The organism is Vibrio sp. 99K-1 (assembly GCF_013114585.1).
GTDB lineage: Bacteria > Pseudomonadota > Gammaproteobacteria > Enterobacterales > Vibrionaceae > Vibrio > Vibrio chagasii_B.
Genome location: NZ_VTXF01000004.1, coordinates 166,037 through 189,689 on the forward strand (window position 1 = coordinate 166,037; position 23,653 = coordinate 189,689).

The 23,653-nt window shown below is 45.3% G+C and carries 20 protein-coding genes; 12 read left to right on the forward strand and 8 right to left on the reverse strand.

The annotated features are described in order from the left end of the window. Positions 1-2: 2 nt before the first annotated feature. From fliR to F0228_RS04850, 5 genes are all read left to right on the forward strand, one after another. Positions 3-785, forward strand: coding sequence for a flagellar biosynthetic protein FliR (gene fliR / locus F0228_RS04830; protein WP_061031939.1), 783 nt, complete (start codon positions 3-5; stop codon positions 783-785). Then, entirely contained in the window at positions 778-1,917 is a 1,140-nt protein-coding gene (gene flhB, locus F0228_RS04835) for a flagellar biosynthesis protein FlhB (RefSeq protein WP_171761950.1), read from the forward strand. The genes fliR and flhB overlap by 8 nt, the downstream gene beginning before the upstream one ends. Positions 1,918-2,023: 106 nt before the next feature. Further along, positions 2,024-2,839 carry a GNAT family N-acetyltransferase gene (locus F0228_RS04840; RefSeq protein WP_171761951.1) on the forward strand — a complete coding sequence of 272 codons (816 nt, stop codon included), beginning with the start codon at positions 2,024-2,026 and terminating at the stop codon, positions 2,837-2,839. Between the two features lie 143 nt (positions 2,840-2,982). Then, positions 2,983-3,822 (forward strand): AraC family transcriptional regulator, encoded by an 840-nt coding sequence (locus F0228_RS04845; protein ID WP_171761952.1) that lies wholly within the window; start codon positions 2,983-2,985, stop codon positions 3,820-3,822. Positions 3,823-3,934: 112 nt separating this feature from the next. Then, positions 3,935-4,567 (forward strand): acetyltransferase, encoded by a 633-nt coding sequence (locus F0228_RS04850; RefSeq protein ID WP_171730278.1) that lies wholly within the window; start codon positions 3,935-3,937, stop codon positions 4,565-4,567. Positions 4,568-4,702: 135 nt separating this feature from the next. Here the strand turns inward: F0228_RS04850 and F0228_RS04855 are convergent, their stop codons facing one another. Beyond that, positions 4,703-5,677, reverse strand: coding sequence for an arginine deiminase-related protein (locus F0228_RS04855; RefSeq protein ID WP_116871129.1), 975 nt, complete (start codon positions 5,675-5,677; stop codon positions 4,703-4,705). A gap of 588 nt (positions 5,678-6,265) precedes the next feature. On the opposite strand from F0228_RS04855, the gene F0228_RS04860 reads away from it, so the two are divergent. Together F0228_RS04860 and F0228_RS04865 are read left to right on the forward strand one after the other, a co-directional pair. After that, positions 6,266-8,116 carry an ABC transporter ATP-binding protein gene (locus F0228_RS04860; RefSeq protein WP_105058609.1) on the forward strand — a complete coding sequence of 617 codons (1,851 nt, stop codon included), beginning with the start codon at positions 6,266-6,268 and terminating at the stop codon, positions 8,114-8,116. A 287-nt stretch (positions 8,117-8,403) separates the two neighbouring features. After that, positions 8,404-9,111 (forward strand): hypothetical protein, encoded by a 708-nt coding sequence (locus F0228_RS04865; protein WP_008218014.1) that lies wholly within the window; start codon positions 8,404-8,406, stop codon positions 9,109-9,111. A gap of 108 nt (positions 9,112-9,219) precedes the next feature. On the opposite strand, the gene F0228_RS04870 is transcribed toward F0228_RS04865, so the two are convergent. Next, complete coding sequence (locus F0228_RS04870; RefSeq protein WP_061031933.1) at positions 9,220-9,708, reverse strand: Lrp/AsnC ligand binding domain-containing protein; 489 nt, start codon at positions 9,706-9,708, stop codon at positions 9,220-9,222. A gap of 278 nt (positions 9,709-9,986) precedes the next feature. On the opposite strand from F0228_RS04870, the gene F0228_RS04875 reads away from it, so the two are divergent. Further along, the gene (locus F0228_RS04875; protein WP_004736895.1) at positions 9,987-10,157 is read left to right on the forward strand and encodes a hypothetical protein; all 171 of its coding nucleotides are present in this window, start codon (positions 9,987-9,989) and stop codon (positions 10,155-10,157) included. 61 nt (positions 10,158-10,218) lie between these two features. Here the strand turns inward: F0228_RS04875 and F0228_RS25790 are convergent, their stop codons facing one another. Then, the gene (locus F0228_RS25790; RefSeq protein WP_061031932.1) at positions 10,219-10,443 is read right to left on the reverse strand and encodes a hypothetical protein; all 225 of its coding nucleotides are present in this window, start codon (positions 10,441-10,443) and stop codon (positions 10,219-10,221) included. A gap of 421 nt (positions 10,444-10,864) precedes the next feature. On the opposite strand from F0228_RS25790, the gene F0228_RS04880 reads away from it, so the two are divergent. Next, positions 10,865-11,386 carry a MerR family transcriptional regulator gene (locus tag F0228_RS04880; protein WP_102426498.1) on the forward strand — a complete coding sequence of 174 codons (522 nt, stop codon included), beginning with the start codon at positions 10,865-10,867 and terminating at the stop codon, positions 11,384-11,386. Positions 11,387-11,457: 71 nt separating this feature from the next. Here F0228_RS04880 and putP read toward each other — a convergent pair whose 3' ends face one another. From putP to F0228_RS04900, 4 genes are all read right to left on the reverse strand, one after another. Next, positions 11,458-12,948: a sodium/proline symporter PutP gene (putP, locus tag F0228_RS04885; RefSeq protein ID WP_061032388.1), complete on the reverse strand. Its 1,491-nt coding sequence runs from the start codon at positions 12,946-12,948 to the stop codon at positions 11,458-11,460. A gap of 183 nt (positions 12,949-13,131) precedes the next feature. Beyond that, positions 13,132-13,836, reverse strand: a complete 705-nt coding sequence (locus tag F0228_RS04890; protein ID WP_063524875.1) for a hypothetical protein — start codon at positions 13,834-13,836, stop codon at positions 13,132-13,134. Between the two features lie 11 nt (positions 13,837-13,847). Next, entirely contained in the window at positions 13,848-16,985 is a 3,138-nt protein-coding gene (gene putA / locus F0228_RS04895) for a bifunctional proline dehydrogenase/L-glutamate gamma-semialdehyde dehydrogenase PutA (protein ID WP_171761953.1), read from the reverse strand. Positions 16,986-17,166: 181 nt separating this feature from the next. Then, positions 17,167-17,991, reverse strand: coding sequence for an AraC family transcriptional regulator (locus tag F0228_RS04900; RefSeq protein ID WP_017071242.1), 825 nt, complete (start codon positions 17,989-17,991; stop codon positions 17,167-17,169). A gap of 482 nt (positions 17,992-18,473) precedes the next feature. Between F0228_RS04900 and F0228_RS04905 the strand changes: the two genes are divergently transcribed. From F0228_RS04905 to F0228_RS04915, 3 genes are all read left to right on the forward strand, one after another. Beyond that, positions 18,474-19,577 (forward strand): PEGA domain-containing protein, encoded by a 1,104-nt coding sequence (locus tag F0228_RS04905; RefSeq protein WP_061031929.1) that lies wholly within the window; start codon positions 18,474-18,476, stop codon positions 19,575-19,577. 185 nt (positions 19,578-19,762) lie between these two features. Further along, positions 19,763-21,595, forward strand: coding sequence for a formylglycine-generating enzyme family protein (locus F0228_RS04910; protein WP_171761954.1), 1,833 nt, complete (start codon positions 19,763-19,765; stop codon positions 21,593-21,595). A 409-nt stretch (positions 21,596-22,004) separates the two neighbouring features. Further along, positions 22,005-22,754: a helix-turn-helix transcriptional regulator gene (locus tag F0228_RS04915; protein WP_171761955.1), complete on the forward strand. Its 750-nt coding sequence runs from the start codon at positions 22,005-22,007 to the stop codon at positions 22,752-22,754. A gap of 127 nt (positions 22,755-22,881) precedes the next feature. Here the strand turns inward: F0228_RS04915 and pdxH are convergent, their stop codons facing one another. Then, the gene (gene pdxH / locus F0228_RS04920; RefSeq protein ID WP_171730282.1) at positions 22,882-23,517 is read right to left on the reverse strand and encodes a pyridoxamine 5'-phosphate oxidase; all 636 of its coding nucleotides are present in this window, start codon (positions 23,515-23,517) and stop codon (positions 22,882-22,884) included. Positions 23,518-23,653: the final 136 nt, after the last annotated feature.

The following is a 23,653-nucleotide window of genomic DNA, read 5'->3' on the forward strand; positions in this document are numbered from 1 at the left end:
CCATGATGCAAATAAGCTTCACTGATATCACCCAATGGCTAGGGGTACTTTGGTGGCCTTTTGTTCGGTTTACTGGGCTTTTTCTGATCGCCCCATTTTTTGGCGATAAAGCGATTCCGGTAAGAGCTAAGCTGCTGTTTGCTTTTATTTTTTCTCTGCTTCTCGCCCCCTTAGTGAAGGAGGTCCCTCCATTTAACCCTTTCAGCATCGACACGCTACTGTTCTCTTTTTACCAGCTCATCTTTGGTTTTTTAATTGGTTTTGCGGTGATGATATTTTTCACCATTTTTTCGATTGCGGGTCAGGCCATTTCCATGCAAATGGGATTAGCTATGGCTGTGATGAACGACCCTGCCAACGGAGTCAGTATTGCCATCATTGGCAGGATCATGTTCATCACTTCCATGCTGCTTTTCCTCTCTTTGGATGGACACTTAGTGGTGCTACTTGTGTTCAAAGAGAGCTTTGAGTATTGGCCTCTCAATTCACCTTTCCCTTTCAACAGCATTGAATACGTATTAAAAATGGTGTCTTGGATGTTTGCGACCGGCTTGTTGGTAGCGGTGCCTGCTATCGTCGTGATGCTACTAAGTAATATTACGTTTGGTCTAATGAACAAAGCGGCGCCGTCTCTTAATGTCTTTGCTCTTGGTTTCCCAATGACCATGCTACTTGGCTTATTCGCATTAATGGCGTCTCTAACCGGTATCGGCGATCACTATTTTGATCTGGTATTAGAGTTGAACCAGCACCTGCACTATATGCTGAGGCTACCTAATGTCTGATCATCAAGATTCCGGAGATAAGAGCGAACAACCCAGTCAACATAAGCTCGCTAAAGCTAGGCGAGAGGGTCAAGTACCGCGCGCTAAAGAGTTCGTTTCTTCCATAACCCTCATCAGCGTCGTCGCTTACTATGTATTGAATGTAGACATGATTAAACAGACTTTCATTGAACTGTTTCTTGTAAGCTTTCAGTTTGATAGCCAAACGGTCAGCCAGCCAATGGCTATCGTCGAGTTAGTAGGCACCGCGCTTTTTTCGATGATCACGCTATTTTTCCCACTGCTGATTTATCAAATGATTGCCGCACTCGTCGGCTCGACGCTGCTTGGAGGGTGGATATTCAGCCCATCTTTACTGATTCCCAAGTGGGAAAAGATAAGTCCACTTAAAGGACTAAAGCGTATATTTTCCTCCCAATCGACCGTCGAACTTTTCAAGAACGTTATTAAGGTCTCTCTTTTCTTTACCCTGCTGTATTGGGTAATATCGAGCTACATCTCAGTGATCACCAACCTCGTCAGCGCCCACTTTGATACCGTGGTACTTTCAGTCGCGACCATTACCATTGAGTACTTGGGCTACCTTCTTTTAATCGTCTTACTGTTTGGCTTGTTTGATTTTCCTTATCAACGACATGAATTTACAAAGCAGATGAAAATGACTAAGCAAGAGGTCAAAGATGAGCACAAAGAACAAGAAGGGCGGCCTGAAGTGAAAGCTCGTATCCGTCAGATACAGACTCAAAATGCCAAGAGAAGTGCCAATGAGCGAGTGCCAAAAGCGAGTGTTGTATTAACCAATCCAACCCGTTACGCCATTGCCCTAATCTATGACTTGAGCCAAGCTGAAGCACCGTTTGTTGTCGCGAAAGGTCAAGATGATGTGGCGTTATACATCAGAGAGCTTGCAGCTAAACATGAAGTTGAAATCGTTGAGAGCCCTGCACTCACTAGGGCGATTTACAATACCACTCAAATCGACCAGATGGTTCCAAACCAACTCTTTGTCGCGATAGCGCACATCCTCACTTATGTTAATCAGCTAAAAGCATGGCGCAAAGGCGAAAGAAACAAACCCACCAGCTTGCCTCAATTCAACATCCCTAAATCTTGGTCCGACCCAGTCGATTAGATCGCGACTTCACCGAGTGAAACACCCAAAGTTGTCGTTTTTGTTCAATACCCGAATCCAATAGTCACTTACACTTCCGGTCATTGAAACAACAGAGATTAACGCGATGTTAGACATCAAAAAGATCACTACACTTAGCGACTTAAGTGAATTAAAAACGACTTACTTTTCAGAATCGACAGCGCCACTCGATGGCATGTGGCATTTTGGCTTTGTACCAATGTCGGACCATTTCGGCTTTTACGAAGGCGACAAGCTTGTCGGTTATTGCGTATTGAATGGTGAAGGCTACTTACTTCAATTCTATCTAGCACCAACCACCAACACCAATATTGCAGACTTGTTTACCTTAATCTTAGAAAACAACAGCTCTGTGGTTGGTGAGGTGAAAGGCGCATTTGTGAGTACGGCTGAACCACAATATCTGTCACTATGCTTGGACAATACTGAGTCCTTCAAAGTCAACGCACTGATGTTCCGCCAGCGTCCAACAGCCGTCGCAAACAGCATTGAAAACATCGAGATGACTCTCGCGACGGAAGAGCAACTCGATCAATTAGTCGAATTTGCTTCATCAGCGATTGGCGCGCCTAAAGAGTGGCTCAGCGGTTACTACAGCAACTTAATTACTCGCCAAGAGCTGTGGGGTTACTGGGAAAATGGCAATATTATCGCAGCCGGTGAGTGTCGTAAGTTCGATGAACACCAAACGCAGTATGCCGACTTAGGCATGATTGTCGCTGAGCAAGAACGGGGCAGAGGCTTAGCAACACGCGTACTGAACTTTCTAACACAACACACCACCAGCCAAGGTTTAGAAGTTATATGCTCGACCGAGAGCAGTAATATCGGTGCGCAAAAAGCAATTAAGCGAGCTGGTTTGTCATCAAAGCATCGCATCTTGCAGTTTGACTTAAACTAATAAAATACTCAGCCTAGCCCTTGCTCTGCTGAGTATGCTCAGGCGCAGGTCCAATACTAGGCATAATCCGTAAGGATAAAACTGTCGCCGACAAGGATATCCACATATAGTTGTGGTGATACTCATCAGAAATAGAAGCTAGAATGATCAATTGGTTACAGTCTCCTCAATCCTCCGTTGTTGCTCAATACATTGATTGTTATTGGCTTATCGAGAAAACGCCAGATGCTCAAACTCATCAGTTTCCGATACTCAACCCTGACCCTTCAGCACATTTGATTCTGTCGCCAAGCGATCAACCATATCACTACACAATAGAGCAACAAGTCCAACAAGGAATTGGTAGTCACCTATTACTGCCCCATCACAAAGCCATAAAACTGGATCACTCAAAGCCGTTTATCCACTTTGGCATCAAGTTCCATGTAGGGGCTCTGTACTCGCTCACTATCCCTGATTGCCCACACCCAAGTTTAGATCGCGTCAACAACATCGACCTTGCTGTTCTACTCAACAATTTTGATGCCGATGTAACGTCACTGATTAAACTTGCTCAAAGCGACTTTAAAGCTTGTTGCCAACAGTTGGATGATTTACTGCTGCCTTGGCTATCGACCGCTAAAACCGATAGACATAGCGAGCTCACTCGAAAAGTGCTGGGGGTGCTTGGTTCAACGCAGATTGCTGAACTTGGTGACAAGCTGTTTTGCTCACAAAGAACACTAGAGCGAAGCTTTAACAAGGTGACTGGCCTAACGTTAAAGCAGTGCCAATCCATGAACAAACTCGAAGCAATGCTCGAATATCTTTATAAGAAAGAGTTGAATGACATAGATTGGCTAGACGTTGCCTTTCAATTTGGGTTTAGCGACCAACCACACCTGATTCGGTACCTGAAGAAGACCATTGGCCTCACACCAAATACCTATGCCAAAGAAGGTGGGTTAACCATAGATGTTTATGGCGGTGTCAGGTCAGAGTAACGAACTGCCTGCGCGCTAGATCTCTGTCTATCGTGTCCCATTCGTAGCAAGTTTTATTGAGTTTAGAATTGCGACTCCATATACTGGAAACACCATCAGACGGAGGGCAATAATGAATAATAAAAACAAACACATAGTTTTAATTCATGGTCTGTATATGCCTGCGTTGATCATGCAATATCTAGATAGAAATTTTAAGAAACACGGCTTTACCACCCATAAGTTCGCCTACAACTCGCTACGTTTCCCTTCTGCCGCTAAACGCCTCAACCGCTTCGTGAATGCACGCTTTGATGAGCACGATGAGGTCTACTTTTTTGGTCACTCACTCGGTGGCTTGTTGATTCGTCACTACTTTAAATTTTACCAACCCGACTTTGCCGACACCTGCATCATTACCGCGGGGACTCCACACAACGGCGCGACTATCGCTAAAACGCTGTCGAATCATGGGCTTGGGTTTATCTTTGGTTCGAGCAAGATGATCTTAAGCGATGGCTTGGGTGATTATGATATTGATGTACCGATTGGCGTGATTACTGGCACCTACGACGCAGGTGTAGGTCGCATTGTATTGGGCAGAAACCCAGGTGATGGCACAGTTACGCTTGAAGACGCGAACCTGCGAGGCGCAACAGACACCTGCGCCCTCAAGCTCAATCACACAGCGCTTGTGTACTCAAAGGAAGTGGTTGCACTCTCAACTCAGTTCATCCAACACAGGGCTTTCAAGAGCGCTTCATAGCTTATTTACGTTAGCTTTCAAACATTTACTCCTGTATCGAGCTCTTGTTTTCTTATTTGTGATAGATAAAAACAAAAATACCACTCTGCGATAAGAGTGGTATTCAAAGATTCATGACTGTGAGTACACGGCTTGTTATAAGCGATTGACTCGTGTTGGTAAGAACACCTCACCCAACATGCATCGCACCGAACCACCACCAATATCTTCAATCGTTTTCACGTTAAATGGTAGTAACTTACCGTGTGTCGAAAGTTGTGCGAGTTGAGTTGGAGAGAACGCATCGTAAGCCGATTGAGACATCGCGATCACTTTGTCGCCATTCACGGTTTCAAGCTGCAGGATGTTGCCACAGAAGCGATTCATCTGATCGATTGAGATAGAGATAACCTGTTTATCTTTCGCGAGTGACTTAACCACAAAACGGCGCTCAAATTCAGGGATCACTTCATCACAGATCACGCAGAAGTTATCACCAATCGCCATCATTACATTGGTATGGTAGATCGGTTGACCAGATGGCAATGCCGTTTGAAACGAAACCACGCGTGAATAACCAATGCGCTTTGCATAGTCTTCTAACACTTCACGGTCACAACGCTGAGAAAGCGCAGCATAGATAGTCTTGTTGATATGGTCGATTACCATCACGCCCGTGCTCTCCAGATAAGAGCCTTGCGCGATATAAGACTCTAGCGACTCAGTGTGGTTAACTATACGACCCGACGCCTCTAGTGCTTCAATAAGCGCATTTGGTTTCACTTCATTCTGACGGTTTTCACAGGCCATTGGGAACGTGAACAAGCTGCCATCGCTACAAGTGCTGAACCAGTTGTTAGGGAATACCGCATCTGGCGTTTCCACACCAAGCTCTGGGTAATCAAACTCTACAACTTGCACACCCTCTTTACGTAATGAAGCCACCATCGCCTTAAATTCGGCCATAGTTTCTAACTTAACCTCAGCTTCAGTGAGGTTAACTCTGTTTTGAAACTCATTATCTTGTGCCGTTTCTTCGTTAAATCGAAATTCTTTTGGCGGCACCATAACAACGCAATTGGCGTTTTGAACATTAGTAATGTGAAGTGATTTTTTGTGTAGGTTTAACATTTCAACCGTCCCTATCTTTTATTTACCTCAGGATTGTAAACAAGTTGTTACGACAAGATTCACTGAAAAGAATAATGATTTGAATATTTATCCCAAACATTTACTGCCAAACCCAGTTTAAACCGTAATTTTTACTGCAAGATAACAGCACATCAGAAAGAACCAACAGTTTGCATATCAATTAGAGGATTTGCTGAATAAATATCCGAGCGCTCTTTTCTGTGTTACCGCGAGTTTTGGTTACAATTTAATCCATTTAGCGTTAGGATTATCACCGTTGCATAACAATCAATTACGTTTGAAATAAGCTTAACTCTTCCCATCTGATCCAATCTAAAATAAGCGTCATACACAATACGTTTTGGACCTTTCGCGATCACTAAAACACGGTGTTAAACCAAGCTCTAGAGCCAAGCGTTTGAGCCAGAGTGAAAACCAAACTCCATCGAATGATTTAGTGCTTATAAGAACGCATGGGCGCTCATAAAATTTCAAACCAAGACTGTGAAAATTTAAATTGAGACTATAAAACAAAGCTGCACGACGATGCCGCTGCATATAGAGACACGAGTTTATAAAGGGAAATCTATGTACAAAAAGTTTGAAGGTTTTACTGAAGCCTTTCCAAAGGGAGAACCGATACAACCTCCTACTGGAATACTGGCATTCTGCCGCCACTACACACGAGGTTTTGAAAAGCCACTGATCTTGCTCGGTATCATGAGCATGACGATTGCGATCATCGAAGTGGCGCTATTTGGTTACATGGGACAACTGGTTGACTGGCTATCAACAAGTAACCCAGAAACCTTCTTAGCTGACAACAAGTCCACTCTTATGGGCCTTGGTGTGCTGCTGTTGGTCGTGATGCCAATCTTGATCAGTGTGTACTCACTGTTGCTTCATCAAACCTTGCTCGGCAACTATCCGATGTCGATTCGCTGGTTAGCACACCGCTATCTGTTAAAACAAAGCTTATCTTTCTATCAAGATGACTTTGCCGGACGTGTTGCCACCAAAGTAATGCAAACATCGCTCGCGGTACGTGAAACCGTGACCAAGATGGTTGATGTGTTTGTTTACGTAACGGTTTACTTCACCGCGATGTTGTTCATGCTTGCCGAGTCGGATTGGCGCTTAATGGCTCCAATGCTGATTTGGCTATTCGTTTACATCGGTATTCAACTGCACTTCGTGCCAAAGCTAAAAGATGTTTCTTCCGAACAAGCGGATGCTCGTTCATTGATGACGGGTCGTATTGTTGATAGCTACACCAACATCGCCACCGTGAAACTGTTCTCACACAGTAAACGTGAAACCGAATATGCCGAAGAAGGCATGGAAGGCTTCCTAGATACCGTGTATCGCCAGATGCGCCTTGTTACTGGCTTCAACATCTGTGTGGAATTCGCTAACTACCTACTGGTATTCAGCATCGCGGGTATCTCTATCTACCTATGGCTCGATAGCGCAATCACTGTGGGTGCCATTGCGATTGCGGTAAGTTTGGCTCTACGTATTAACGGCATGTCGAAATGGATCATGTGGGAGATCGGTGGCCTGTTTGAAAACTTAGGCACCGTGATTGACGGCATTAAAACCATGTCGAAGCCGATCGCTATCGAAGATAAGAAAGATGCGCAGCCACTTAAGGTTCCACAAGGCGGCATCAACTTCGAAAACGTGAGCTTCAACTACGGTGAGAACAAAGGGGTTATCAATAAGCTAAACCTCAACATCAAACCAGGTGAAAAAGTCGGCCTAGTAGGACGTTCTGGCGCAGGTAAATCGACGTTAGTTAACTTGTTACTGCGTTTTCATGATGTCGAAAGCGGCCGTATCCTGATTGATGATCAAGAGATCTCAAGCGTTACTCAAGACTCACTGCGCAGCAATATTGGCATGGTGACACAAGACACCTCACTGCTTCACCGTTCAATCAAAGACAACATTCTTTACGGTCGTCCGGAAGCAACAGATGAAGAGGTGTATGCCGCAACCAAACAAGCGCACGCACATGAGTTTATCGAAACCCTAACCGACCCGTTTGGCAACATTGGTTACGATGCTCAAGTGGGCGAGCGTGGTGTGAAGCTTTCTGGTGGTCAGCGCCAACGTGTAGCAATTTCACGTGTACTTCTGAAAAATGCACCACTGTTGGTTCTTGATGAAGCGACGTCAGCTCTAGATTCAGAGGTAGAGGCTGCAATCCAAGAGAGCTTAATTGAGCTAATGGAAGGTAAGACGGTTATCGCGATTGCACACCGCCTATCCACCATCGCAGCAATGGATCGCCTGATCGTTTTAGATGAAGGTAATATCGTTGAAGAAGGCACGCACCAAGATCTGATTAACCAAAATGGTATCTACGCGCAGTTGTGGAATCACCAGACTGGTGGCTTCATAGCCGATGATCTTGAGCAAGCTAGCAACGATTAATTTGTGTGCTATTTTAAAAGTGCGGCGTATTTCACACCAATTTACTAAATAGCGGCAATTACACATGGCAGAATGTTATGTCGTAATTATATAATGACTTTAACAAACCAAGACGGCTTCGCTTGCGCGTTCTGGAATAAGGCTAGACTTCGGGGGGAGGCTAGCCTTTCTTATGTCCGTAGTTCAGCGATCTTTCCCACCTGTTCCTTCAACTTCATCGATCCTTTTGTTTTTTTCTTGGCGTTTTTTTCTTAAAATGCGCGCAATATTCTTTCTAGAGATCGACCATGAACAAAAGTGTCTTAACTAACGTCATCGCGTTAGCACTGCTTGCTGGCGGCTATGCGACAGCAAATCAATACCTACTTTACGCGGGCCTATTCGCCTTTTCTGGTGCCATCACCAACTGGCTCGCGATTCACATGTTGTTCGAGAAAGTACCCGGCCTATACGGTTCTGGCGTCATTCCAGCACGCTTTGAAGAGTTCAAAGCAGCCATCAAGCAACTGATGATGGAGCAGTTCTTTACTGAAAGTAACATCGACCGCTTCCTAAGCAGCGAAATGAGCGGTGGTCAATCACTGAACCTAGAGCCTGTGATTAAGAAAATCGATTTCAATCCTGCGTTCGATTCACTGGTTAACGTTATCGAGAACTCACAGTTTGGCGGCATGCTAGCAATGTTTGGTGGTACGGAAGCATTAGAACCAATGAAAGCGCCATTTGTTGAGAAGATGCAAGAATCGGTTATCGAAATCAGCAAGAGTGATTCAGTGAAGAATGCCATCAAGGAAGAACTGGAATCACCAGCGATGATGGACGAAATCAAAGAGAACATCGAAGCGATCATCGATCAGCGATTGAATGAACTGACACCGAAGCTGGTAAAAGAGATGGTTCAAACCATGATCAAGAAGCACCTTGGCTGGCTAGTCGTTTGGGGTGGTGTATTCGGTGGTGTGATTGGCTTAATCTCTGCGGCAATTACGCTGTAAGCCGGACAAGTTTATCGGATTACTTTTTATCTGACGCTCAACAAAAAATGGAAGCTCATTAGCTTCCATCTTTTATATCTATCAAAACTGGCTCAAGCCAGGAGGGCACTAATTTAAAGTCGCTAACAGCTCAGGGTTCACACCAAAGCCCTTTTTATGCTCTTCAATCACCACTTCACTGCGCGTCTGAATCACACCAGGCAAGGTACCTAACTTGGTGGCCATAAACGCTTGGTATGCCTTCATGTCTTTCACTCGAACCTTGATCATGGTGTCAAAGTCTCCCGACAACGAATAACACTCTTCCACCTCTGGCATCATTTCTACAGCTTGAGCAAACTTATCAAAAATCGAAAAGCTGGTCTGATCCAAGCGAATATGGATAAACACTTGAACATCGAGCCCCAACTTCTCGGAACACAGCTCTGCGTGGTAACCCGTGATGTAACCCTCTTTTTCTAATCGCTTCAATCTATCAGAGCAAGGGGAGGTCGTTAGGTTAACCTGCTTGGCCAACTCAACCACAGGCAAGCGCCCTTTCATATGCAGAATTCTTAGTATCTCTTTATCGATACGATCAAGCTGATGCTGAGACATAACATTCCTTAAACATTCTAAATTCGGCTCAGTATATTCCATACCTAGAGCAATCGAAGAAAACCCCGCTCACACATTTAAAAACTAAACATACAAGCCACATTTACACCAAATATAAATTCATACAAATAGATAACAATCGTTATAGATCAAACTCTGGCTATTAACAAATTATTATAGAAATGACCCGATAAACAAATAAGTTGAGCCAGAAACGAAAGAAAGGATATATGGCAAAGTGAATAATAGAATTATCAAAGAGAAAGGATGACTCTATTATGAAAACACAAGAACTCGCATATAAACCCTACGGTATCGGCTCATGGACACACGTAACAGTGTCAAAAGATGTGGCTCAAGCACTCGCTAATGAATACTCAAACTACGGATGGGAAGTAAAAATTGATGGCAATGCCATTAACAGCGAGATCGCGCTTAAAGCAGCTTAAATGACAAAAACCTCCCAAAAGGAGGTTTTTTTGATATCAGTTAGTAAGCACTTACCATCAGCTAAGCTAAGCCAACTTGAGGAACTGCATTTCCCGCTTCACAACGGCAGTTGCATGTGCGACAAAAGTGCTGCGTTTCCATATCGTAATATAAATTGCCACTAAATAGCTTTGACGTCCATTGCAACATACGGCCTGAGGTTGTCTCAGGCTCTGATTCACAACGTTTCATTATAGACTTATGTAGTGTTGTTTTTTTACATCCTTTGCAATAGAGATCAGGCATACCTTTGTCCTATAGGTCTTTAGTGGTTACTGACAATTGACACATGATGTCCAATTCGGTTCCACAATTCACCGAGCTAATAACAAAAGTGAGCGCCAAGTTCAAAAAACAGCCACTTTTCTATTTCATTTTTTGACATCACACACCATTGAGTAAGTTGATCTTTCACTTGTCACCGAAGATCCAACCACTTCGATTTACATTGTAAAACCCCACCAACCGCTCGATCACGCCTGATTCCCCCCCGATCTTAAGTACGACAAAGGTCGCACCTCACTAACAAAATACCGATATCGTAGGCTGCTCAAATTGCCGAATCAAAACCCATCACCTATACACCTTTATACGACGCGATTAGAATACTTGGCTATCAATTAAACATGCCTGTTTAGTTCACGCGCTCGCAACCAATGAGGTAGAAATGCTCACCGTTACTCAAATTGCCAAGGCCTACAACATATCTCGTACCACCATTCTCTACTACGAGCGTGCCGGGCTGCTGCTTCCTCACAGTCGCTCCGATAATGGCTATCGTTGGTATGGCAAAAAAGAGCAAGCTCGGTTAGAGAGTATTATCTCTTACCGATCGTTTGGTTTGTCTATACAGGAGATAAGCGCCCTGCTTGATCGCACAGACGATGTGAAACAAGAGCAGACACTAGTGAATCAGTTCAACGCCTTGGAAAAGGAAATTCAGAGCCTGCGTCAACAGCAGAAGGCGATCGTGATGTTACTTGAGCAACCTGAGTTGCTAGAGCAGAAGATGCTGACAAAAGAGCGCTGGGTACGGGTGATGGAGAATGCTGGGTTTGACGAAAAGGATATGAAGAACTGGCACAAGCAGTTTGAAAAGATGGAGCCTACCGCTCACCAAGAGTTTTTGGAGTCATTGAATATCGATGAGCAAGAAGTCGCGAGCATCAGAGAGTGGTCAAAAAAATAGAGCCACCGAAGTGACTCTATTGTTCTTTGTTTATATCTTTTGCTAATTCGCTTGTATTTTTACAATGTAAATTAGTCTAGCTCTACTAGCTTCTTCTCGAACTCAGCGTGTTGCGCTTTCACTTCGTCTTCTGGCTCGCCAGTAATTAGGCTCACGATAACGATAGATAGAGTCGATAGGATGATTCCCGGTACGATTTCGTAAACGTCGAACCAACCGCCAGTGAACTGCTTCCAAAGTACGATTGTCACACCACCAACCACGATACCCGCTAGAGCGCCGTTACGGTTCATACGAGACCAGTAAAGGCTCATCACGATAGCTGGACCAAATGCCGCACCAAAACCAGCCCAAGCGTAAGACACAAGGCCAAGTACAGAGCTGTCTGGCGTCATCGCTAGGAATAGCGCAATAAGAGAGATGATGATTACCGCAAAGCGACCCACACGAACGATCTCTTCAGATGTCGCATCTTTCTTAAGTACTTGCTTGTAAAGGTCTTCTGCCATTGCAGATGAAGATACAAGAAGTTGTGAATCCGCAGTACTCATGATTGCAGCAAGGATAGCCGCCAGTAGAATACCTGCGATTACTGGGTGGAACATAGCGTTAACAAGAAGCATGAAGATCTTCTCACCATCGTCTAGCTTAGGCGCGCCAGAGTTAGTCACGTAGATAAGACCAACCAGACCCACTAGCATTGCACCAACCATAGACAGTGCAGTCCATACCACTGCGATACGACGCGCTGTTGCTAGGTCTTTATTAGTACGTGTTGCTTTGAAACGAGCAAGGATGTGCGGCTGACCGAAGTAACCAAGACCCCACGCCGCTAGCGAGATGATCGCGATAGCAGATAGCGGTTCACCTTTCGCATCATTCCATAGCGTTAGAAGCTCTGGGTTGATGTTGTGAAGATCAGTCGATAGCTGACCAAGACCACCGTTCATCGCTGCAATTGGTACAATCAATAGCGCAGCAGACATCAGTAGACCTTGAACCAAATCCGTCCAAGATACCGCAAGGAAACCACCAAATAGCGTGTAAGAAACCACACATACTGTGCCGATGATTACCGCTGTTGTGTAATCTAGACCGAATACCGTTTCAAACAATTTACCACCCGCTACCAAGCCAGAACTTGTGTAGAAAAGGAAGAATAAAAGGATAAAGAAAGCAGAAATTGTTTGGATCAGCTTAGAATTATCATTGAAACGACGAGATAGGAACTCAGGTAGTGTCAGTGACTCTGTCGTAATGCTGTAAGTACGCAGACGCTTAGCACTGATTAACCAGTTCGCCCAAGTACCAACTAGCAGGCCACCAGCAAGCCAGAATGCTTCAAAACCAGCAGCGTAAGCGTAACCCGGTAGACCAAGTAGTAGCCAACCACTCATGTCTGATGCACCAGCAGAAAGTGCAGCAGGCCATGGGCCTAGCGAACGACCACCAAGGAAGTAGTCTGTCGAGCTAGAAGTACGTTTGTAAGCAATAACACCGATTGCCAGCATCATAATTAGATACGCAATGAACGTCGTCGTTATTGCAAAACTGTTTTCTATCATTTGATAGTCCTCATTTGTAAAAAGCCTTCCATGCCTAATTCAATGCAAGACACTCACCGTAAAGGCAAGCGAGTGCATTGAGTTAGGTATTGAGGCTCCAAGGCACTATGAGTTAAAACCAAAGGTGGTGAAACCAACAATGGAGAAAACAAAAGTGCTTAGAGCCAATGTTACTGAAGGTTAGTGAGCTTCGCTTCCAAGTTCGAGCAAGGTCGCGTTACCGCCCACGGCTGTTATATTTATAGTTCGCGTACGCTCGGTAATGAAACGCAGCGATAGGTGTGGATCGTGAGCAACATGCATTGCTGTCAGATCCGTTTCAGCTACTAAACTGACGATGGCACCGTCACGCTTAGCAAGTTGTAAATTGATAGCTTGAGCCGTTTGTGAGTTACCTACGTAACCTGCGCTACGTACATCGCAAGACAGCAGCTGTTGAGCCGCGTCGTACGAAGCAACCTGCACCAAGTTCGTCGGTAAATTCGCTTGTTTCGCTGCATCAACAATCAAGGTGTTGAATTGCACGTCATCACTGCACAATTGCACGCTGTTACCCGCTAATAGTGCTGCGGTAATCATCGCGGTTGCTGTTTGCAGTGCTGGCTCTTTGTCTTGGCAATCATCAACAATCACCAAAGCCACACCACGTCCTGCAGCATACAGCTCGTTTGTTTCACCAGTCGGGCCAGCCATTAGGTGCTGCTCAGAAAGCAGCGCAGAGGCCTGCTCTAGGTGATAAGTTGCCACTGCCGCCAAAGACGTAGATTGGCTTTCGATCTCTGATTTGAATGCAAGTACCTGAGCACTCTTATGATCAAAATCGGTAAGATTCCATTGTTCCCACGCCAAGAAAGCATCAGAAAAACCTGTCACTTGATGAACCATGATACTGCTCCTTATGCCTTGTCTTGTGATTGAGAGAAATGAACATCAGTAAAGCGGTATAGGTAGTGAGGACCACCCGCTTTAGGGCCAGTACCAGACAAGCCTTGACCACCAAATGGTTGCACACCAACAACAGCGCCGACCTGGTCACGGTTGATGTAACAGTTACCCACACGAACGTGTTTTTCGATCCAACGGTAAGTTGTCTCGTTACGGCTGTGGATGCCCATGGTTAAGCCAAAACCGGTTTGGTTAATTTGGTCTACCACTTGCGCCAGTTCACTCGCTTTGAAGCGAACGATATGCAGCACAGGACCAAACTGCTCTTCTTTCAAACAGCTGATGTCATCGATTTCAAATGCACTTGGTGGAACAAAGTCACCATGTTCACAATCCGCTCCTAGAGAAAGTTGAGCTACTTTCTTCTGGGTCTTGGTCATGTTTTCTAGGTGCGTCATCAACTTCTGCTTCGCATTTTGGTCGATAACTGGGCCCACATCCGTTTTATGAAGATGTGGAATACCAACGCTTAGCTCATCCATCGCACCGTGAATTAGTCCAATCACGCGATCTGCAATGTCTTCTTGAATGTAAAGCACACGTAGCGCAGAACAACGTTGACCTGCTGAAGCAAAGGCAGAACGAATCACATCACGAACCACTTGTTCAGGCAGTGCAGTACTGTCGACAATCATCGCGTTCTGACCACCGGTTTCCGCAATAAACGGCACAGGCTTAGCGTTGCGGCTTGCCAATGACACGTTGATGCGTTGTGCAGTTGGGGTTGACCCCGTGAAGGCAACGCCTGCAATCGCATCGTGGCTAGTTAGCGCACTGCCGATCTCTGCACCACGACCAGGTAGAAGTTGAATCGTGCCAGCAGGGAAACCCGCTTCATTCATCAGTTCAACCGCGCGAGCTGCAATCAAGCTGGTTTGCTCTGCAGGTTTCGCCACAACTGTGTTACCCGCCACTAGTGCTGCAGTAATTTGGCCAAGGAAGATCGCCAATGGGAAGTTCCAAGGACTGATACAAACGAACACACCACGACCTTGTCGCGAAGCGATTCGAGTTAGACCATCAAAGCCTTTTAGCTCAAAACCTTGCAGGTTGTTCGCTTGTTTTGCGTAGTAACGACAGAAGTCGACCGCTTCACGCACTTCATCAATGCTATCGTGAATAGTCTTACCCGCTTCTTGATGACAAATTGCCACCAGCTCTGCAAGGTTCTCTTCCATCAGATCCGCTAGCTTCTCTAGAGCAGCGGCTTTGGTTTCAACCGATGTCGCATTCCAATCAGCAAATGCTGCGTCTGCACCAGTGATCGCTGCGGAAACATGATCAAGGTTTGCAAAAGCCACCTGACCCACGTTAATACGACGATCGTAAGGTGCTGTTACTTGTTCAACATTCTGATCAGCCTTGATCATGCTTTCGGCAAGAGATTCGCCGTTGATCACAGGTCCAGCAGTCCATTGATTGTTCAAAAAGCCTTTTACTTGCTCTTCAAACTGATGCGCTTCGCTCTCGATATCAATGTTCACACCGTATGAGTTCTTACGCTCAGGGAATACCGCTGGCGGCAGAGGAATCTTAGTGTTGTTCAACGTATCGAATGCCAAAAGCATGTCGACTGGATGCTGTGTTAGCTCTGCCACAGGGCAACGAGCATCAACCAAACGGTGTACAAACGAACTGTTTGCACCATTCTCTAACAGACGACGTACTAGGTATGGCAGTAGATCTTTATGGCTACCAACTGGCGCGTAAATACGTACCGACTGTTGGTAAGCTTCCATTGCATGGTTGTAAAGTGAATCACCCATGCCGTGTAAGCGTTGGAATTCAAAGTCTTTATGGTCTGTCATCACTGCAATAGCAGAAACCGTATGAGCATTGTGGCTCGCAAACTGCGGGAAGATATTGCCACGAACACTTGGGCTCAATAGATAACGCGCACACGCTAGGTAAGCAACATCAGTCGCTTCTTTGCGAGTGTAAACAGGGTAGTTATCGAAACCAGCTTGTTGTGACCATTTGATCTCACTATCCCAGTAAGCACCTTTAACTAGGCGAAGTGGGATTAAGTCACCCTGCTCTTTTGCTAGGCGGTTTAGCCAAACTAGAACTGGTAACGCACGCTTTGAATACGCTTGAATAACCAGACCAAACTTACCCCAGCCTTTCACTAGCTCGCTGCGATACAGTTTTTCGAATAACTTAAGCGAAAGCTCTAGGCGATCCGCTTCTTCTGCATCAATCGTGATCGCAACATCAAGCTCAATCGCACGGCGCAGTAACTGCTCTAGCGTATCGCATAGCTCAGTCAGTACGCGGTCTTCGTTCGCCACTTCGTAACGAGGATGAAGTGCAGAAAGCTTGATAGACACAGATGGCGCTGGGCTAGATTTTGAAGAGACATAAGTGTCTCGACCTACGGCTTCAATCGCCATTAGGTAATCTTTAAAGTACTTATTTGCGTCAGCTGTAGTCAGTGCCGCTTCACCTAGCATGTCGTAAGAGTAGGTAAAGCCTTTATCGCGCATAGGCTTACCGTTCTTTTGCGCTTCAGCAATGCTGCGGCCAAGAACAAACTGGTGGCCCATCACTTTCATCGCTTGGTGCATCGCTTTACGAATTACCGGCTCAGAAAGCTTGTTCACTAAACGGTTAACCGCTTGTCCAGCACTCTGCTCGTTCGATGAAAGTCCAACCACCTTGCCTGTTAGCATTAAGCCCCAAGTCGAAGCGTTAACAAAAACTGAATCAGAATTCTTTAGGTGAGACTTCCAATCCGCAACGCTTAGCTTGTCGCGAATCAGTGCATCAGCCGTTGCTGAATCAGGAATACGCATCAAGGCTTCCGCCAGACACATCAGCAAGATGCCCTCTTGAGTATCTAAGCTGTATTCAAGCAACAGTGCATCGATCATCTGGATAGAAGTCTTATCCGCACGGATAGCTTCGATCAAAGAAGTCGTTTTGTCTGTGATTTGCTGCTTTTCAGACTCAGAAGGGGTAGCTAGTGGCAGAAGTTGCTCTAGCCATTGGGTTTCATCCACCATATATAATGGTGAGATAAGCGACCATAGATCATCAAGCGACTGCTCGTTGAATTCTGGCTTTAACACATCAGTAGCTGTAAACATGCGTTTTCCTTAATCTCACACCCGGAATTAGCCCGGGATCTCTACAATGGCTGCAGTGTATTTAGAGTATATAAGGAATACTTGTCAAAAACTCCGAGTTTTTTGCTAAAAACTCGCTTTATTAACAAAACAAACACAATGTCACATATGAAACTTTAATATAATATGCCGTTTCGTTTCACTATTTAACAGAAATTTGCTTTTTGTATTGAGATGGTGACATGCCTTGAAGGCGTGAAAATGTGTGGGTAAAAGAGGATTGACCGGAGAATCCAGCAAGTTCTGCGACCTGACCAAGGCTTAAATTCCCTTGTTCAATAAGACGTCGAGCACGGTCGATTCGCTTACCTAGTACATACTGGTGAGGAGTAATGCCCATTTGCTCTTTAAACAACATATGGAATTGGCTTTCGCCCAAGAACACGCTACCTGCAAGTTGCGCGACTGAAATCTTACTTGCTAAATGTTGCTCGATGTAACGATCAAGCGCTTCAAGATCGAAGCGCGAATCCTTCACTGACGTTTCAAATGCCGAGATGTGCCTTTGCATTAAGGCGATCACCGTGTCATTGCAGGCTCGGCTTAACAACAGATCATCAGGACTCGCCTGCATCTCTTGTACCAGCATATGAATAAGCTTTTGAATTTGCGCATCTAATTGGAAATAGACGTTCGAAGACTCGAGCTGATTAATCTTCTCTAGCATCAGCGGGTCGTCGTCACTGGGCACGGGCATGTTAAGCACCAAAATGTCGGACTGACCGACCACACCACCGAAAGCATGATCAGAGCTCGCTGTCACCACACAACCTTGTCCTGGGCCAACAAGATTCCCCTTACCACTCACTTCAAATTCCGCCTGACCTTTTAAACCAATCACCACCTGAGAATAATGGTGATCGTGGCAATCCATATGCGATGGCAAAGTGATAATCTCAGCAGGACGAGGGCCAGTAAGGCCTAGCGGAGAAAGGTCTAGGTTAGGAAAGGGTAAAGGTTTAGACATGACAGAAAAATACTCGGGTCAACATAGTAAGAATAATACTCTTAAATGCGCATAAGATGAATTTGTAAATGCTCATGACAGTTATTTGCTCGCGAGAATGAAAAGATCATTATCGCGATCATCTTGATCATGCCTCCGGAAAGATGATCAAGAGTGTACAAACTACGGCCTATGTAAAATCAATATTTTCGGTGCTTTTTTATAAATCTCAACCTCACGATTCACTCAACCAAGATGACTCATAAATGAGAAATTAATCATCAGAGCATCACTAAAACATTTGCTTATATAGCTCAAACAATTCGCATAAAACTTATAAAAAGTGTATCCAAAGTACCGAAACGCGGCATTTGAGTAGATTGAAATACAATAAAACGGTATAAAGACGGATACTGTGTTAATTGCTAATAACTAGTGACTCACAACTAGAAAGCAGACACATTATCAATGAGCCAATTTCAATCTATAAGTTGCAGGGACCTATGACTAACTTTCGAATTTCAGCGCTTTTACTTGCGCTATCCCCACTTTGGGTATCTGCATCGGTATCAGCTGAAGAACTGAATCAAGTCGATCCCGTTTCAGCCATCGATGCAAAAATAACAGAGAAAAACTCAGATATTGAGCGTATTTCAGCAACCAAAGTATCGGCGACTGAGAACCTAAAACAACTACAGAACACAAACAGTAAGTTGTTGCGCGAAGGTGAAGAACTTAAGGCAAAACGTAACAGAGCCAAGTCTGTACTAGACAAACAGTACAGTCGTCTACTTGAAGACCCAGAAACGGACCTGGTCTCTTTTCAAAAAAGCTACCAAGATGCATGGGCTGCAGTTAAAGAAAATCAATCGGCTCAGCTAGACAATCAACAAGCGATGAATGAGGGTGAGATTCACCTTTCTCAGATCAAACAGAAGCAAGCTCGAATGAACAATGAGCTGGCAAGCCTGAGAGAGTCAAAAGTTGAAGCTCGCGTAAAACGTATCGCAACAGAACTGCGTGAAAGTGCAGTTTTGGAAACCAGCTACACCACCACATGTGAATCCACAATGACCCTTGGTGAGTGTACAGCTCAAGGTAAATACCTAACGAACCAAAAAGCGGTGCAAACGTTCAAGAGCCAGTTACTTGAGCAGCTCACAGAAAGCACTCTGGCGAAGCAGAACTTGCAAGGCGTTCAGCTGAACATCCACGTTCAGGACAGCCAGCCAATCAAGAGCGGCTTCTCTGGCAACAACTCTTACTTCATGCAGATGCAAGCTCAACTGCAAGCAAAACCTGAAGCGGTTGCCGCATGTAACCTATTGAACGTTTCAACACGCTACTGTTTAACTGGCAGCGATGCGGCTGCAGTTAAAAAGAGCGACAAGAAATGGGCAAACGTAACCGTGCGTTCTGACCAATACAACGACTCTGTGACCATCAACGGTATTAAGTATGGCAGCACACCTCTTGAGGTAGCGCTACCAAGCGGTCGTCATCAAGTAACTATCTCTAAGCAAGGTTACGAGTCATACAACCGCACAGTTACCATCAACGGCAGCGACACTATCTGGGTTAAGCTTCTTCCTAGCAAAGAAAGCTAATTCCCTCAGTAGAAGATCGCCATACCGATTTCACAAAGCTGAATGAACACTCGCCATTTTGTTGATAGTTATAAACTGTTGATCGTTATAAACTTATACGGTCATTATAAACAATAACTGCAGACGAAATGGCGTTGTCGTTTAGAATAGTCGATTAACCTAAATTACGATTGAAGTAGCCCATCATGCGCCAAGGTTTTCCCACTCTATTATTTGCACTTGCTCCCTGCTTAATGACACCTGCTGTTTTCGCTGAAGCAACACCACCAGCAATCACGGCCGCCTCTGTTACTGATCTTGAAAGTTCGCTTTTCGAAAAGCACGCCGAGTTAACGGCTATCGAAAAGAAAGTCGCGGACAAACAAAATCAAGTCGATAACCAAGCACAGCAAACGGCACGTCTTGCTAAACTCTCTGTAGCAGCAGAACAAAAACTTGCAGCGGCCAAAGCAAGCCTAGAGCAAGATTATACGCGCATGATTGATGAGCCAGACTTCGATATCTCGACGGCTCAAAATCACTTCCAAGACGCATGGAAAACCGTGAAAGAAGGCAAACTTGCGGTTTCTGACTCAGAACAGAAGCAGCAAGGTTTGGCTATGGAGCTTGAAGCTATCCAAGCCGAGAAAAGAGCGACAGAAACAGCCATCGCGCAGCTAGAGCAAGACAAGCTAAGAGCAAGAGCCGATCGACTCAGAAACGAGATCACCCAAACACAAGAGCAGACGGTCAGCTTTACCAACCGCTGCAGCAGCGACATGACATTGGCGCAATGTGCTGATCAAACGGTAACACTAGCGCTTCAAAAAGCAGTAAAACAGTTCCAACACAACCTCGTTGATAACACGACAGAGTCGAAAACTGTCAAACAACACTTGGCATCGACATCACTGAATATCCACGTGCTACAACACAAGGTGACTTCCTCTGGTTTCTCAGAAGATAACCGATACAGAGCTGTGATTGCTGCGAATCTAGAAACTCGCCCGGATAAGAATACACCTTGCCGCCTACTTGGTATTCAATCGTCTAACTGTTTCACGCAAACCGATCAACAAGCCAACGACCAACAAAAAGAGGTCGCTTGGGTCAACTTAGTGGTTCGCTCAAATCAGTACAACGACAAAGTGTTAATCAACGGCGTTAACTACGGCAGCACCCCTGTTGAAATCATGTTACCAACCGGCCCACACATGGTGACGATTGAGAAAGAAGGTTACCTTTCTTTCCACCAAGAGCTAAAAATAACTCGCGATCACAACCTAAGAGCGGTATTACAAGCTAAACAAAACACGTTAAACGTCGGTACCAAGTTTGCGGACCCGATGGAAGATAATACTCAGAGCCCTGAAATGATTGTAGTCGGCTCTGGTCGCTACCTGCTGGGTGAGAACAGTGCCAAGCAGGTAACAATAAAACAGCCATTTGCATTAGCCGCGACCCCGACACGTGTGCAAGATTTTAGAGTGTTCGTAAAGAGTACAGGCTACCAGACAGATGCTGAGCTAATGAACACCTGCGACACCTTCACCAATGCCGAGATTACTTCAGTCTCCGACAATGACTGGCAGAAACCGGGCTTCAAACAAGCTGACAACTCTCCAGTAGTTTGTGTCAGTCAGAATGATGCGATAGCCTACACTCGTTGGTTATCTGAGAGCACAGGCTTCACGTATCGCCTTCCTACACCACAAGAGTGGGAGGCCGCAGCAAGAGCAGGCCAAGACACCAACTTCTGGTGGGGTAACGAATTCCGCACAGGTAAAGCGAATACAGGCTGGGCTGGTACACCTTGGTCAAACGTCAGTACGTCTCCTGTTAAATCATTCATGCCAACACCAACGGGCTTCTACGACATGGTCGGCAATGTATGGGAGTGGACAACCGTTCAAAAGGGCCTAGCCAAAGGTGGCGCGTGGAGCTTCTCTCCTGAAGAGGCCAAAGCATTTAACGAGCTATACGTTGCGCCTTCAACAGCAGCCAACTACCTCGGCTTTAGAGTGTTACGAGAGCTGTAAGCTCTCGATAGCTCGCCCATTACTTTAAAATATTTACTCTAGGCTCTCATTTATCGCATTGAATCGTGTTTATAGGGGAATTCCCCCCTTATGCATAGGTACGCCTAGGAGTAAATTCGTCGATAGAGTAGTAAGTCACTCTGGGTATCTAACTGATGCCTCAGCTTAATTTACCTGACCCTCGTAAATTAAGCTGAAAATCTTCTACATGTCGACAAGGCATAACTTGTCTTTGGCCAGCCCCTCTTCAGGCTGGCTTTTTTTTGCCTATTGAACACGCAGTTCGCCGACCTATCATCCGTGAATCACGCAGTTATTCAGCACTTTGATTAACGAAAACTCACCCAGCCTTTTCTACACGTACTCCAACCTGTAATTGCCATTGCAGAGCAATAGTAAACTGATATCATTGCAACATCGCAACACACGAGAGAAAACCTTGCCAGAACCACTAAACCCCATACATCGTTCTTTATTCGAACAACTTCCAGGCTGCTGGGGCTGTAAAAATACTGACTCTGTTTTCGTATACGCAAACCTCGCTTACAACCAATTGATCGGTTTGAAGCCGGGCGAGAGTTGTACCGGCTTGACGGACTTCGATATGCCGAGCCAAACCATCGAATGCGCACAAGACTTTAGAGCGCAAGACAAGCATGTAATGGAAACGCGCTCGACGCTTAAAATCCTTGATATTCACCCCTACCCGGATGGACGCTGGCACGCCCATATCTTCACCAAAACGCCTTGGCTTGATGACAACGACAACGTGCAAGGCACTATCTTCTATGGGCAAGAACTCACAGACACAGCGATTTTAGAAGTGGGTCACTGGGTGTGTCAGGCAACTTGCGCCAAAGACAATCAAGCATCAATCGCAGGCTCAACTCCGCGAGTGTCTAAACTGCAAAAGAAACTGACCTCACGTGAATCAGAGGTACTGTTCTTACTGCTTTTCGGTAAGAAGCCTCAATACATTGCATTGACATTGAACATCTCAATCAAGACGGTCGAGGGGCATGTCGCTAGACTAAAGCAAAAGTTCGATGCACGTAGTAAGAGTCAGTTAATCGAGTATGCATTGGATTCAGGATTAGGCTCTGTGATTCCTGAAACCTTACTCAAGAAACAGATCTCAGTGGTTCTACACAGCGACTGATTAACGACTCACAGCGCCCATAGAGATAAAAAGACAGACAAAAAAATACCGTTGATGTGGATGAACACAAGATCAACGGTATCTTCCTAATTTTACTGTCTTTACTGCTGAGTCCAACAAACTCAAACTATGGCGCTAGGCGATCAATGTCCCAGCTGTTGTCTTGGCGTGAGAACAAGAAGCGATCATGCAGACGGTGCTCACCACCTTGCCAAAATTCAATGCTATCGACGCGCACTCGGAAACCACCCCAGAAAGAAGGAACCGGAATCTCGCCTTTCGCAAACTTCTGTTTAAGCTCTAGATATTTGCCTTCTAAGATGCCACGTGCAGAGATACGGCTACTTTGCTTACTTGCGATAGCTGCCAATTGGCTCTCTTTTGGACGAGACGAGAAGTACTTCATGTTTTCCATCGCCGTCAGCTTTTCAGCGGTACCAGTAATATGAACTTGTCGCTCTAACGGATGCCAAGGGAAGTGCAAACTGATCTTGCTGCTATGCTCAAGTTGCTGCGCTTTGCGGCTACCTAGGTTGGTGTAAAAAACGAAACCATCTTTATCAACATTCTTCAGCAAAACAATACGTTGGAATGGCTGTCCATTTTCATCAACCGTCGCCACTGTCATTGCCGTCGGATCCATCAACTTAGCTTCAATCGCTTGCTCTAACCAAAGGTTAAATTGGTCAATTGGGTCTGCGGCTAAGTCTTTACGTCTCAATCCACCCTGAGCGTATTCACGACGAATGTCTGTCAGTTCCATTTGGTTGCTCCTTTTAATTTTTTTGTGATTCTGCTCTGTAATCCTTTGAAACACAAGTCTAAGCCTTGGTTTTGTCTCATTGAAGGTGCTCTGTGTTAACGAGATCTCGGTACGCTAACCGTCATATTGATAGTCT